The sequence below is a fragment of the Lacinutrix cladophorae genome, assembly GCF_053604645.1.
In genome coordinates, this window is record NZ_JBSHNR010000121.1 from 752441 (window position 1) to 765372 (window position 12932).

At 31.4% G+C, this 12932-nt stretch carries 12 protein-coding genes; 7 read left to right on the top strand and 5 right to left on the bottom strand.

Going from position 1 to position 12932, the window contains the following annotated elements; translation table 11 throughout:
• Nucleotides 1–390 precede the first annotated feature (390 nt).
• The 5 genes from ACVC3Y_RS16340 (at nucleotide 391) to ACVC3Y_RS16360 (ending at nucleotide 5624) form a co-directional block, all read left to right on the top strand.
• Complete coding sequence (locus ACVC3Y_RS16340; protein ID WP_303420556.1) at nucleotides 391–1788, top strand: arginine decarboxylase; 1398 nt, start codon at nucleotides 391–393, stop codon at nucleotides 1786–1788.
• Complete coding sequence (gene speB, locus ACVC3Y_RS16345; RefSeq protein WP_452227467.1) at nucleotides 1778–2719, top strand: agmatinase; 942 nt, start codon at nucleotides 1778–1780, stop codon at nucleotides 2717–2719. The genes ACVC3Y_RS16340 and speB overlap by 11 nt, the downstream gene beginning before the upstream one ends.
• A complete protein-coding gene (locus ACVC3Y_RS16350) occupies nucleotides 2709–3683 on the top strand; it encodes a deoxyhypusine synthase family protein (protein ID WP_303420554.1) in 975 nt (324 codons plus the stop codon). The genes speB and ACVC3Y_RS16350 overlap by 11 nt, the downstream gene beginning before the upstream one ends.
• Nucleotides 3683–5218: a bifunctional GNAT family N-acetyltransferase/carbon-nitrogen hydrolase family protein gene (locus tag ACVC3Y_RS16355; protein ID WP_452227468.1), complete on the top strand. Its 1536-nt coding sequence runs from the start codon at nucleotides 3683–3685 to the stop codon at nucleotides 5216–5218. The genes ACVC3Y_RS16350 and ACVC3Y_RS16355 overlap by 1 nt, the downstream gene beginning before the upstream one ends.
• A 91-nt stretch (nucleotides 5219–5309) precedes the next feature.
• Nucleotides 5310–5624 carry a hypothetical protein gene (locus tag ACVC3Y_RS16360; protein ID WP_303420552.1) on the top strand — a complete coding sequence of 105 codons (315 nt, stop codon included), beginning with the start codon at nucleotides 5310–5312 and terminating at the stop codon, nucleotides 5622–5624.
• Between the two features lie 2 nt (nucleotides 5625–5626).
• Here the strand turns inward: ACVC3Y_RS16360 and ACVC3Y_RS16365 are convergent, their stop codons facing one another.
• On the bottom strand, nucleotides 5627–6448 hold the full coding sequence (locus ACVC3Y_RS16365) for an alpha/beta hydrolase (protein WP_452227469.1): 822 nt from the start codon (nucleotides 6446–6448) through the stop codon (nucleotides 5627–5629).
• Nucleotides 6438–7853, bottom strand: coding sequence for a mannosyltransferase (locus tag ACVC3Y_RS16370; RefSeq protein ID WP_452227470.1), 1416 nt, complete (start codon nucleotides 7851–7853; stop codon nucleotides 6438–6440). Before ACVC3Y_RS16370 ends, ACVC3Y_RS16365 begins: the two co-directional genes overlap by 11 nt.
• A 189-nt stretch (nucleotides 7854–8042) precedes the next feature.
• Between ACVC3Y_RS16370 and ACVC3Y_RS16375 the strand changes: the two genes are divergently transcribed.
• A complete protein-coding gene (locus ACVC3Y_RS16375; protein WP_452227471.1) occupies nucleotides 8043–8987 on the top strand; it encodes a septum formation inhibitor Maf in 945 nt (314 codons plus the stop codon).
• A 184-nt stretch (nucleotides 8988–9171) separates the two neighbouring features.
• Nucleotides 9172–9702 carry a RidA family protein gene (locus tag ACVC3Y_RS16380; RefSeq protein ID WP_452227472.1) on the top strand — a complete coding sequence of 177 codons (531 nt, stop codon included), beginning with the start codon at nucleotides 9172–9174 and terminating at the stop codon, nucleotides 9700–9702.
• Between the two features lie 140 nt (nucleotides 9703–9842).
• On the opposite strand, the gene ACVC3Y_RS16385 is transcribed toward ACVC3Y_RS16380, so the two are convergent.
• From ACVC3Y_RS16385 to ACVC3Y_RS16395, 3 genes are read right to left on the bottom strand one after another with little or no spacing between them, the layout of a single operon-like run.
• Nucleotides 9843–11333: a cellulose synthase family protein gene (locus ACVC3Y_RS16385; RefSeq protein WP_452227473.1), complete on the bottom strand. Its 1491-nt coding sequence runs from the start codon at nucleotides 11331–11333 to the stop codon at nucleotides 9843–9845.
• The gene (locus tag ACVC3Y_RS16390) at nucleotides 11330–12022 is read right to left on the bottom strand and encodes a glycosyltransferase family 2 protein (protein ID WP_452227474.1); all 693 of its coding nucleotides are present in this window, start codon (nucleotides 12020–12022) and stop codon (nucleotides 11330–11332) included. Before ACVC3Y_RS16390 ends, ACVC3Y_RS16385 begins: the two co-directional genes overlap by 4 nt.
• Entirely contained in the window at nucleotides 12023–12931 is a 909-nt protein-coding gene (locus tag ACVC3Y_RS16395) for a toxin-antitoxin system YwqK family antitoxin (RefSeq protein ID WP_452227475.1), read from the bottom strand.
• Nucleotide 12932 lies beyond the last annotated feature (1 nt).

Consider the following 12932-nt stretch of genomic DNA (forward strand, 5'->3'; position numbering starts at 1 on the left):
CGTACTTACCAAGTACGCACTTTTTTTATTACTAGTTTTAAAACAAATAATAATCGGTATAGAAAAAAAATAAAAAAAAATAAAAAAAAAGTTTGTAATTCAATTTTTTGTATTTCATTTGTACTATAATTAGCTGAACAAATTGAACTCTGTTTCTATGTTCGGGCTTTTGGAAATTAGGAAGTCATATTCAAAAGCAGCTTACAGATTAAGCGACCGAATTTTAAAGCTAACTTCCGAGTATTCTTCTATAGGTGCTAGCCAGCATCAATACGCTTTTGTGCCTACTACAGAGCTAAAAATACAAGTTTGATTGAAGCATTATTATTTGTTTTAAGCAGCATTTTTGCGCTGTTTCCTATTTAAATTTTAACATTTTTAAAAATAATAATGAACACAAAATATATTGATCTAATCGATCAAACTTTCGATTTTCCACAAGAAGAATTTAAACTTGAGGATAATACATTACGCTTTCATGATATTAACCTAATGCAATTGGTTGAGCAATACGGAGCGCCTTTAAAATTTACCTATTTACCACAAATTTCTAATAATATTCAGCGTGCAAAAAAATGGTTTGCCGAAGCTATTGAAAAACATGATTATAAAGGGAATTATAACTATTGCTATTGTACTAAAAGCTCGCACTTTAAACATGTTTTAAATGAAGCTTTACAAAATGATATCCATATTGAAACCTCTTCTGCTTTTGATATTGATATTGTAGAAAGCCTTAAAAAAGAAGGGAAAATAACGAACGATACTTTTGTTATTAGTAACGGTTTTAAAAGAGCTCAATATGTTACAAATATTGCAAGATTGATAAATGACGGACATAAAAATGCCATTCCTATAATAGATAATTACGAAGAAATTGATTTGCTTTCTGAAGAAATAGAAGGTAATTTTAATGTTGGAATTCGTATTGCTTCCGAAGAAGAACCAAAATTCGAGTTCTATACTTCTCGATTAGGAATTGGATATAAAAACATTGTGCCATTTTACAAAAATCAAATTGCAGAGAACAAAAAAGTAGACCTTAAAATGTTACACTTTTTTATCAATACTGGGATTAGAGATAATGCATACTATTGGAATGAATTACAAAAATGTTTAAAAGTATATACAAGCTTAAAAAAGATTTGTCCAACGCTTGATAGCTTAAATATTGGAGGCGGATTTCCTATAAAAAACTCCCTAGCATTCGATTTTGATTATGCCTATATGGTAGATGAAATAATTAATCAAATTAAAACTACTTGCGAAGAAGAAGGAGTTGCTGTGCCTAATATTTTTACAGAATTTGGAAGCTTTACTGTTGGTGAAAGTGGCGGTGCTGTTTATGAAGTTTTATATCAAAAACAACAAAATGACCGTGAAAAATGGAACATGATTAATTCCTCTTTTATTACAACTTTACCAGACACTTGGGCAATTAATAAACGTTTTATCATGTTGCCACTAAACCGTTGGGAATCTAGTTATGAACGCGTTTTACTTGGTGGTTTAACATGTGATAGCGATGATTATTACAATAGTGAACAACATATGAATGCTATTTATTTACCAAGATATAATAAGGATAAACCATTATACATAGGCTTTTTTAACACAGGAGCTTACCAAGAAACCATTGGTGGATTTGGTGGTTTACAACACTGTTTAATTCCGTCACCAAAACATATATTAATAGATAGAGATGCAGACGGAAATATCTCTACAAAACTATTTAGTGAACAACAAAAAAGTGAAGACTTACTTAAAATTTTAGGGTATGCAAACTAAAACTTATGCAGGTATTTCGGAAGAATTTTCGAAACTTGAAACATCAAAAATCGTGTTAATACCTGTGCCTTATGATGGTACAAGTACATGGCAAAAAGGAGCAGATAAAGGTCCAGAAGCATTTTTACATGCTTCAGAAAATATGGAGCTATATGATATTGAAACAGAAACCGAAGTGTACCAACAAGGTGTATACTTAGCAGATGCTGTTACAGAAAACAGTTCGCCTGAAACAATGGTTGATGCTGTGCACCAAGCAACAAAAAAGTATATTAAAAAGAACAAGTTTGTTACCATTTTTGGAGGGGAACATTCGGTGTCTATCGGAACAGTACGTGCTTTCCATGAGATGTATCCTAATTTAACCGTTTTACAATTAGATGCGCATGCAGATTTGCGTAAAGAATATGATGGCTCTACATGTAATCACGCCTGTGCTATGTATGAAGCTAGTCAAAATACAAACTTAATCCAAGTTGGAATACGTTCAATGGATATCATGGAGAAATCTGTTATGGATGTGGATAAAACCTATTTTGCACATGAAATGGCTGTAGATGATACTTGGATGGATACAGCAGTAGATCAAATGACAGAAAATGTATTTATAACCATAGATTTAGACGCTTTCGATCCTTCCATAATGCCAAGTACTGGTACACCAGAACCTGGAGGTTTATTATGGTATGAAACACTAGAGTTTTTAAAACAAATTTTTGAAGAGAAAAACGTAGTAGGCTTCGATATTGTAGAACTTTGCCCAAATAAATTAGATAAATCATCCGATTTTCTTGCAGCAAAATTATACTATAAAATGCTAAGCTATAAGTTTCAAAATGAAGCATCAGAAGATGATTATGATAACACTTTTGACAGTTCCAACGTAAATAAAAATAACAACACTAAATTTCAAGACGAAGATGAGTACTAAAGGACCAATTTCGCAGTTTATAGAAAAACACTATTTACATTTTAATGCAGCAGCTTTAGTAGATGCAGCAAAAGGGTATGAAGCACAACTAGAAAGTGGTGCAAAAATGTTAGTTTCTCTTGCAGGTGCAATGAGTACTGCAGAACTTGGTAAGAGTTTTGCAGAAATGATTCGTCAAGATAAAGTACAAATCATTTCGTGTACTGGTGCAAACTTAGAAGAAGATATCATGAACTTAGTAGCACATTCACACTATAAACGTGTGCCTAATTATCGTGATTTAACACCGCAAGACGAATGGGATTTATTAGAAAAAGGGCTTAATAGAGTAACAGATACGTGTATTCCAGAAGAAGAAGCGTTTAGACGTTTACAAGCACATATTGTAAAGATATGGAAAGATGCTGAAGCTAAAGGGGAACGCTATTTACCTCATGAATACATGTATAAAATGCTGTTGTCAGGAGTATTAGAGCAATATTACGAGATTGATATTAAAGATTCATGGATGTATGCTGCTGCAGAAAAAAACCTACCTATTGTTTGCCCTGGTTGGGAAGACAGTACTATGGGGAATATTTTTGCAAGTTATGTGCTTAAAGGAGAATTAAAAGCAAGTACTATGAAATCTGGTATTGAATACATGACTTTTTTAGCAGATTGGTACACAGATAATTCACAAAAAGGTATTGGTTTCTTCCAAATTGGAGGAGGTATTGCTGGCGATTTTCCAATTTGTGTTGTACCAATGTTATATCAAGATATGGAAAGACCAGAAACACCATTTTGGAGTTATTTTTGTCAAATTAGTGATTCTACAACAAGTTATGGTTCGTATTCTGGAGCAGTTCCTAACGAAAAAATCACTTGGGGAAAACTAGATATCGACACCCCTAAGTTTATTATTGAAAGTGATGCAACTATTGTTGCTCCATTAATTTTTGCTTATCTGTTAGGACAATAATGGAACCAAAAAATATTGATAATATTGAGCTTAAATATCTAACTGTTGGCGATTTTGAAGAATTAAAAGAAGCAACGTTAGAATCCTATGGAGGAGTGCTTAATTCGTATTGGAAAAAACACCATATAGAAGAATTAACTTCTATGTTCCCAGAAGGACAAGTAGTTATTAAAATAGATGGCGATATTGCAGGTTGTGCATTATCGCTTATCGTAGATTATGATGCTATTGATGATGAACATACCTACGAAGACATTATTGGAGGGAAATCTTTTAAAAATCACGATCCAGAAGGCGATGTACTCTATGGTATTGATGTGTTTATTAAACCACAATATCGAGGTTTGCGTTTGGGTAGAAGATTGTATGATTATAGAAAAGAAGTTTGTGAAAACTTAAATTTAAAAGGAATTGTTTTTGGCGGAAGAATGCCAAATTTTCATAAGCACAATCATTTAACTCCGAAACAATATATTGAAAAAGTAAAGCGTAAAGAAATTCATGATCCTGTTTTAAACTTTCAAATTTCTAACGACTTTCATCCTGTTCGTGTATTAAAAGGATATCTAGAAGGAGATACGGCTTCTAATGAATATGCGGTTTTAATGGAATGGGATAATATCTATTATACCAAACCAAATAAAAAAGCTAGTACAGTAAAAACAGTAGTTAGACTAGGCCTAATACAATGGCAAATGCGCCCATATAAAGGTTTAGAAGATTTAATGGAACAAGTAGAGTATTTTATAGATAGTGTAGCTGCTTATCGATCTGATTTTGCTGTTTTTCCAGAGTTTTTTAATGCACCATTAATGGCAGAGTTTAACCATATGCATGAGCCAGATGCTATTAGAGAATTAGCAAAGTTTACAGAAGTTATTGTGCAAAAAATGCAACAGCTTTCCATATCGTATAATATCAATATTATTACTGGTAGTATGCCTGAAGTGGTAGGAGATAAACTGTATAATGTTGGTTATTTATGTAGAAGAGATGGAAGTGCAGAGCGTTACGAGAAAATTCATGTAACACCAGACGAAGCAAAGGTTTGGGGAATGCAACGTGGTCACAAATTACAAACTTTTGAAACCGATTGTGGTAAAATAGGCATTCTAATTTGTTATGATTCTGAGTTTCCAGAACTATCTCGTTTGTTAGCAGATGAAGGCATGGATATATTATTTATCCCTTTTTTAACAGACACACAGAATGGCTATTCTCGTGTACGTTTATGTGCGCAAGCAAGAGCTGTAGAGAATGAGTGTTATGTAGCTATATCAGGTAGTGTAGGTAATTTGCCTAATGTAAATAACATGGATATTCAATATGCACAATCTGCGGTATTTACACCTTGTGACTTTTCATTTCCAAGTAATGGAATTAAAGCAGAAGCAACAACAAATACCGAAATGATTTTAGTAGCAGATGTCGATTTAAGTTTGTTAAAAGAATTGCATTCTTTTGGCGCAGTAAAAAATTTAAAGGATAGACGAAAAGATTTTTACGATGTTATTAGAATTAATAACAATAAATAATATATTTAAACTTTAAAATAGTAATTATAGGATTAGATTTTCGCTCCTGTCTATATCTAGATAGGTTCACGGAAAGGAAAAAAATTTTTAAATGGCAAATAAAAAAGACAACCTAAAGCGAGTAATTGTAGATTTTAAAAAGCTAACTCCAGAGATTTTAGCATTATTGGTAGAAAAATATCCGGATGGATATGATGAAGACCAAATTATTTCATTTAGAAATATTAAAAATGAAATTGTAGAAGCCGTAGAGGTTACAACAGAAGATACTAAGTATCTTGTTAAAGTAAGCACTAAACTAGCTGTAACTATGGAGAATTATGATGAAGATGACTATGAAGATTTTGATGATAATGATCCAGAAGCAGTGCAAGAACCAGAGATTTCTGATGAGGATTTAGATTAAAATCACAAGATGATTTTTAATAAATCATAATACTCTTTAGTAATATGTAAACCATTATGCCCTGCATCTGTAATAGGATGCAGCATAATGTTTTCAGGATTTAATACCTTTAGTTTTTTGGTGTTTGTTTCTGGGTTTATTAAAAAATCTCGGGTACCATAACAAATATGGATTGGGCATTTTACTTCCTGAACAAATTGGTAAGAAGGTATGTCATATCGCATTAAAAATTTTGGGACTGGAGGAGCAATTTCTTCTGCAATTAAAGTTTTCCAAGAATAATATGGCGCATTTAGTATGAGCATTTTTGGATTGTTTTTTGACGCAACATAACTTGCCATACCGGTACCTAATGAGAATCCTAAAACAGTAATTTTATCTTCGCTATAAAGCATTTTAGTGTAGTCGTATACTTTTTGCGCATCATTAAATAGCTCATCACTATTGCTATAATTTCCATCACTTTTTCCGTAATTTCTATAATCAACAAAAAGTACATCGTAATTGTTTTCTAAAAATAAATGTGCTCGTTTCCCCCAATCATGTATCGCGCCTGCATTACCATGAAAATATAAAATAACCCCTTTAGATGCTTCGGCTTTAAAAAGAACTGCGTTTAAAAAAATGTCTTTTTCTACTTCAATATTAACTTCTTCAAAAGGTTCTGTAAATTGAAAAACATAATCTTTATCTAAATGTTTCGGATTAAAAAAGAAACGTTCCTGTTTAAAGTATAGAAAAATTAAGGAGAGCAGATATAATACTATTAAAGCAACAACGGTTCTTTTTAAACGTCTAACTATTTTTCTGAAATTAATTTTCAAGAGATTTCTTTTTTAATGTTTCATACAAAAATACAGTAAAAACTATAATATATTCTAAAGCAATAATATAAAGGTTTTCAGACTTGTCTGCTTTGTCAATATTAATGTAAGCCAAATAACTAAGTATAATAACAAAACTCCAAACTAATGGAAATTTATAATTGGTGAAAATCGATAGTATTAATAATGTCGAAATATACCAAGGATGAATAGTGGTGCTTAAAAACAAATAAAAAACAAAAGCAAATAACATCGATTGTATTAGTTGTTTGGTTGTTTTGTTTTTTTTGAAAAATGCTAGATATAACACAAAAAGCAGTATCAAAGCAGGAAGTATTTTGCCAATAATAGCAATTTCATTATAGCCTCTAAACCAATAGCCTATTTCTCGAGCGATATAATAAACACTTGCATTAAACTCGAAATTTTGAAACCATAACCCAACGGTTTGAGCATAATTATTTACAAATTCGGAAGAGTAAAAAGGTAGAAATAAGAGAAGTGTTGTAAAACCAACAATACTATAAAACCAAATTAATTTGGATATTCCTGAGTAAAGAGAAGTTCTTGTCTTGTTTTGAGTTTTTTCTACCATACTCGAAGGAATAGCTGTTTTTTGAAACCACTTAAAAAACAATGGTAAAAATAACAACGGTATTAACTTTATCGAAACGGAGCAAGCAAAAACCACTGCAGCTTGTTTCCATTTGTTAATATGTAGTAGGTATAAACTCCAAATTAAAAAGAAGAGCATCACGCCTTCAAAATGAAGGTTTCCTGTTAATTCTATAATAATAAAAGGGTTTAAAATGTACCAAAAGATATGGTGTACAGGAAGCTTTAGCTTTTCTAAAAGTTTTTTTCCAAAATATAGGGTTCCAAAATCTGCAGCAATAATTATAAGCCTTAAAACGATTGCAGAACCTAAAATGCTTTTTCCTGTAAAAATACCTGCAATTATAAAACAGAGTTGATTTAAAGGAGGATAGTTTGTAAAATGACTTCCGTTTAACATTCCCATTCCTGCATACAGTTCTTCTGCTTGTTCTATAGGTAATTCACTGTTTATTAAAAAGGATTCTGGTGTGTATAAATATGGATTAAAACCTTCTAAAATCATCCTTCCATCCCAAATAAAACGGTAAAAATCTTGAGATAGATTGGGTATGGCAAGAATAAAAACGACTCGAAATAGAAAAGCGATATAGGTTAATAGCTTGATTTTGTTTTTGTTGTGCTCTACTAATTTATAAAATAGAAAAAAAAGGGCGACGTATAGAGTTAGTAGTTTCATATAGTCGGTTCTTACCAAATTATAGGCAAAAACAAAATAAAATAGCATGCTTGATAATACCAATAATAGGTACGGTTTTTTTAACTTTAAAAAGATGTTCTGGTATCGCATGAATCAAATATAAATATTATTTGTTTGTCCGTTTTAAAGGAGATGTTAAATGCATGCTTTAAAATGAATAACACATAGTTTGTGTGCAAATAAGTCTGTGTTTTTATTTGCTCCTTACGCTATTGAAAATATTTATTTAACAGTACAATTGATAATGCTTTGTTATTTTTGTAATTAAAATTAGTAGCTATGAAAAATATATTTAATTGCGTTGTTTTTTTATTTCTTCTTGTTTCTTGTAAATCTGAAGCAGATAAAAAAACAGATATAGTTTCCGCTGAAAATGAAAAAACAAACAGTTTAGTAAATACAAGTAAACAAGCCTTTTCAGAAAAAGAAAATTTTAAAAAGTATTGGTATGCAGGAAAAGCGGAGCTTAATAGTTATGTGTTGAAACAGTCTAGATATAATGAAATTCGTACAGGGGAAGTAGTCTTGATTTTTGTAACGGAACCATTTTCTTTAAGTAAGCAAGTGAAATTAGATGCACCACAAAATGCAGGAGATGATAAGGTAACAGTGATGAAATTAAACCAAGTACGAAAGTTTAATACTGGTATTTATGACTATTCTATTGTGACTTCTACGTTTACTCCTGTAGATTATATAAATTATCCGTTAACCTTAAAAACAACAACGAGCATTCAAGAATGGTGCGGACATACCTTTACGCAATTAAATCTTGAAGGGATGCAGTATAACTTTAAACAATTCTCTTATTTTGAATCAGATGGAGATGAAGAAAGAAGTTTTAAAACGGCATGGTTAGAAGAAGATTTAATGACGCGAATTCGTATACAGGACGGACAATTGCCAGAAGGAGAAATTATGTTAATTCCATCTACCATATATAGTCGTTTTACTTATACTAAAATGCAAGCTCAAAAAGCAAAAATTAAGAGGGAAGCACTTGAAAACACTACATCTTACACGGTTGCATATTTAGATATTGATAGAACGGTTACTATACTAGTGGAAAAGGAATTTCCATATAAAATATTAGAATGGACCGAAGATAATGGCGATGGATTAGTTACTTCGGCTACTTTAAAAGCAAGCTTAAAAGAACCATATTGGGCCCAAAAAAGTTTAGAAGACGCGTCTAAAAGAGAAGCGCTTAAATTATTGCAATAAAATCGTTTTTATTTAAAATCTCTTTTTAAGAATTAACTTATATAGCAATTTATATTGCGATTCTTGGTTTTATTTATTGGATTATTAATCAGGTGTTTATACGCTAATTTATTTTACGGGTAAGCTGTAATTTAGATGGGTATAACCAATTGTAGTATTTCTACTATAATTAAACTTTTTTAATATGTATAACAAAAGAAAAAAAACCATTAATTATTTGTCTGTATTTCTAATCGTATTTTCTTTATTTTTTACCATACTAAGTTGTAATGAAGTAAAGAAAGATACTAAAGTACAGGTTGAAAAAGAAGCGCCTATTGCAATAGAAATCCCTGAATATTTTTTACTTCGTCCAGAAGTGGAGAAAGCATACGGATATTCGCATGCTGTAAAAATTGGTAATGCAATAAAAATATCAGGAGCTGTGAGTATGGATGATGAAGGAAATCCTACAGCAGTTGGTGATTTAGGACAGCAAATGAAAAACTGTTATGCTGATTTAGATAAGATTTTAAAGCATTATGGTTGCACTTTTGACGATGTAATTGTTGAAAATGTTTTTACTACTAACATGCCTTTATTTTTAGAAAACGCAGCGTATAGAAATTCTATTTATACAAAGCAATTTCCAACAGGTTCTTGGCTTGGTGTTAAAGAATTAGCCGTTCCAGAATTTATGATAGAAATTGAACTGGAAGTGCATAAATCGGAATAGTTTAAGCTAGGATACTGTTCTTATTAACAAGTGAATTTTGAACATGTAAGCTGTAGCTGCGTTAGCGATGGAACGGTTTGTTTGAGCTCCTCAAAGAGAGCGAGTAGTGAGAGCGCGACCTTTAGGTAACGCCCAATAAATTAGGCTTTAGAGGTTAGAGATTTAAAAAATACAAATCCGAAACCAATAAAAAGCATGAGGTGAAAAGGGAAAAGCCCGAAATCTCCTCCTTGGTCGCCAACTACAAAAGCGCTGTACATACCAAAAGCAAAATAGAGCATTAATATACCTTCAATAATTACATGTGCTGAAATGTTTTTCTTTAAGTATTTATTGCCTTTCCAACTATCTTTTATACTATTAATATTGAATTTTGGTGTACGTACAAAATCGCTTCGTTTACCAAAATGACCTTCTATAACAGCAATAGAATTATGCAAAGAAAAACCCATCGCTATAGAGAAAAAAGTAAAAAACAAAGCAATGTACTGTATGAAATTTTTCACGGTATTACCGTAGGTTTTTTTATACATGTACCAATAACATATAAAGAAAATAAGTGTGCTTATTACAAAGAAACTCATTACATAAAAGTAATTTTTTAAATGTGCATATTCATTTTTTATGTAAAGCATTGGTATACTTAAAATAGCAACAATTAGTACATTTAAAAACATGGTGGAGTTTAGTAAATGTAATATGCCGTGTACTTTTGTTTTGGTAGAAATATTTTTGCTTTTAAGAACATTTAATAGCATTTTTCTAAAGTTTTCTGCACCACCTTTGTTCCATCGAAACTGTTGCGATCGTGCTGCACTTATTACCACTGGTAATTCTGCTGGAGTTTCTACATCTTCTAAATATTTGAATTTCCAGTTTTTTAATTGTGCTCGGTAACTTAAATCTAAATCTTCGGTAAGGGTATCCCCTTCCCAGTTTCCAGCATCAATTATGCAGGTTTTTCGCCAAACACCAGCTGTGCCATTAAAATTAATAAAGTGGCCTTTACTGTTTCTACCAACTTGTTCTAAGGTAAAATGTGCATCTAATGCAAAAGCTTGAATTTTTGTTAATGTAGAATAGTTTCTATTTATATGTGCCCAACGGGTTTGTACCACACCAATTTGAGTGTCTTTAAAATGTGGAATGGTTTGTTTTAACCAGTTTTTATTAGGAAGGAAATCGGCATCAAAAATAGCAATAAATTCTCCTTTAGCAATTTCTAAACCTTCCTTTAGCGCTCCAGCTTTAAATCCTTTTCTATTGGTTCTACAGATGTGTTTTATATCTAAGCCACTTGCTTTAAGTTTCTCAATTTGTTGGGCTGTAGTTTCTATAGTTTCGTCGGTAGAATCATCTAAAACCTGAATTTCTAGTTTGTCTTTTGGATAATCCATTTCTGCAATATTATCTAACAAACGTTCCATAACATATAACTCGTTATAAACAGGAAGTTGAATAGTTACAAATGGAGTTTCTTTTGTGCTTTTTAAATTGAATTTTGGGGAATGGTCTTCTTTTTTTTGAGCAGCGATATAATTAAATAATAGGTTTAATTGTGCTAATGCATAAAAGAAAATTAGCAGTAAAGCAGTAGAGTATATTATGATGATGATGGTTTCTAAAATCATTTTTTAAAGCTGTATTTAAAGATCCAACCAAGTATTTTAATTCCTGCAAAAACACTTCCTTTTACGGTTCCTGAAACTTTAGAAACACCAATTCTGTTTCTGTAATGTACAGGTATTTCTACATAGGTTAACTTTTGTTTTAATGCTTTTAATTGCATTTCTACGGTCCAGCCATAGGTCTTGTCTTCCATGTTTAGCGCTAGTAATTTATTATATTTAATAGCTCTAAAAGGACCAAGGTCTGTAAACGTTGCGCCAAAAAAGAGCTTCATTAAAAAAGTAGCTAACCAATTCCCAAAAATTTGTTGCGGTGTCATAGAACCAACTTCCCGTAATTCTTTTACCCTTGCACCTACAACAAAGTCTGTATTGTTTTCTATAATTGGTTGTATGAGCTTGGATAGTTCTTGTGGGAAATCGCTATAATCTCCATCTAAGAAAACAATAATGTCTGGTTTGTGTGCTTGTTTTGCAACGTAATCCATGCCTTTTAAACAAGCATATCCATATCCTTTCTTATTTTCGGTTAAAACAATTGCTCCAGCATTTTTCGCGTTTTCTTCTGTGGCATCGGTAGAGTTGTTACTAATGACAATAATTTCGTCGACTGTTTTAGGAATGTCCTGAACCACATTCGCTATAGAATCTTGCTCATTATAAGCAGGTATTATTACTTTTATTTTGGGCATTTATTTGAGGTCACTTAGTTTATTCTCTTTTTTAAACGTTGCTATATCGGTCCACGTTTTAATTTTTTTTCCTTCGGAATATTTACTTGCTGCTATTATTTCTTCCTTATTATATAGTAAGCAATAGCCGTTTTTTAAGTTGTTTTTTAGTTGGCACTTATGATTTATTTTCTCGTTTTCATCATAAAATAACCACCAGTCTATTTTTTTTCCATTTTTAAAATGCCCTTCTTTTTCTTTAGTTCCATTCTTGGTATAGAACATCCAATATTGGGTTTCCAAGCCTAATTTAAAAGTGCCAGATTTTGATTTTTTTCCATTATTAAAATAATATTTCCAAAACCCATTTTCTTTTCCATTTATAAAAAGGCCTTCGGATTGTAAAGTGCCATTGTCAAAATAATTTTTCCAGTATTGTATTGGTTTTCCGTTTGCAAAGGTACCTTCTTTTTTTAGTTTACCATTATTGTAATAGAATTTCCAGTAATTATTAGGTATGCCTTGATTGTAATTGCCTTCTTGTTGCAGTTTTCCATTAGAGAAAAACGTTTTCCAAAAACCTGTTTCTAAATTATTTTCAAAATAGCCTTGTTTGTTTTTACTTTTGTTTTGAAAAAAATAAGCCCAAAAACCAGATCGTTTTCCGTTTAAGAAATGCCCTTGGGCTTCTAGATTTTTGTTTTTGTAATAGAATTTCCAAAAACCATTTTCTAAATCGGTTTTGAATGCACCTTCTTTTTCAATGCTTCCGTTTTGGTAATAGAATTTCCAGTATTGCGTTTTTTCTTTGTTTTCTATCCAACCTTCTGCTTTTAAATTTCCATTTTTATAATAGGTTTTCGAGTACTTTTTTTCCGCGAAAACGTTACCACTTAAAAGGATTATAAAAAGTAATAGAAGGTTTTTCATT

What these genes read in the sequence shown, in the direction of transcription:
- ACVC3Y_RS16340 (WP_303420556.1), top strand. Translation starts at nt 391, where the DNA reads ATGAACACAAAATATATTGATCTAATCGATCAAACTTTCGATTTTCCA.
- speB (WP_452227467.1), top strand. Translation starts at nt 1,778, where the DNA reads ATGCAAACTAAAACTTATGCAGGTATTTCGGAAGAATTTTCGAAACTT.
- ACVC3Y_RS16350 (WP_303420554.1), top strand. Translation starts at nt 2,709, where the DNA reads ATGAGTACTAAAGGACCAATTTCGCAGTTTATAGAAAAACACTATTTA.
- ACVC3Y_RS16355 (WP_452227468.1), top strand. Translation starts at nt 3,683, where the DNA reads ATGGAACCAAAAAATATTGATAATATTGAGCTTAAATATCTAACTGTT.
- ACVC3Y_RS16360 (WP_303420552.1), top strand. Translation starts at nt 5,310, where the DNA reads ATGGCAAATAAAAAAGACAACCTAAAGCGAGTAATTGTAGATTTTAAA.
- ACVC3Y_RS16370 (WP_452227470.1), bottom strand. Translation starts at nt 7,853, where the DNA reads ATGCGATACCAGAACATCTTTTTAAAGTTAAAAAAACCGTACCTATTA.
- ACVC3Y_RS16375 (WP_452227471.1), top strand. Translation starts at nt 8,043, where the DNA reads ATGAAAAATATATTTAATTGCGTTGTTTTTTTATTTCTTCTTGTTTCT.
- ACVC3Y_RS16380 (WP_452227472.1), top strand. Translation starts at nt 9,172, where the DNA reads ATGTATAACAAAAGAAAAAAAACCATTAATTATTTGTCTGTATTTCTA.
- ACVC3Y_RS16385 (WP_452227473.1), bottom strand. Translation starts at nt 11,333, where the DNA reads ATGATTTTAGAAACCATCATCATCATAATATACTCTACTGCTTTACTG.
- ACVC3Y_RS16390 (WP_452227474.1), bottom strand. Translation starts at nt 12,022, where the DNA reads ATGCCCAAAATAAAAGTAATAATACCTGCTTATAATGAGCAAGATTCT.
- ACVC3Y_RS16395 (WP_452227475.1), bottom strand. Translation starts at nt 12,931, where the DNA reads ATGAAAAACCTTCTATTACTTTTTATAATCCTTTTAAGTGGTAACGTT.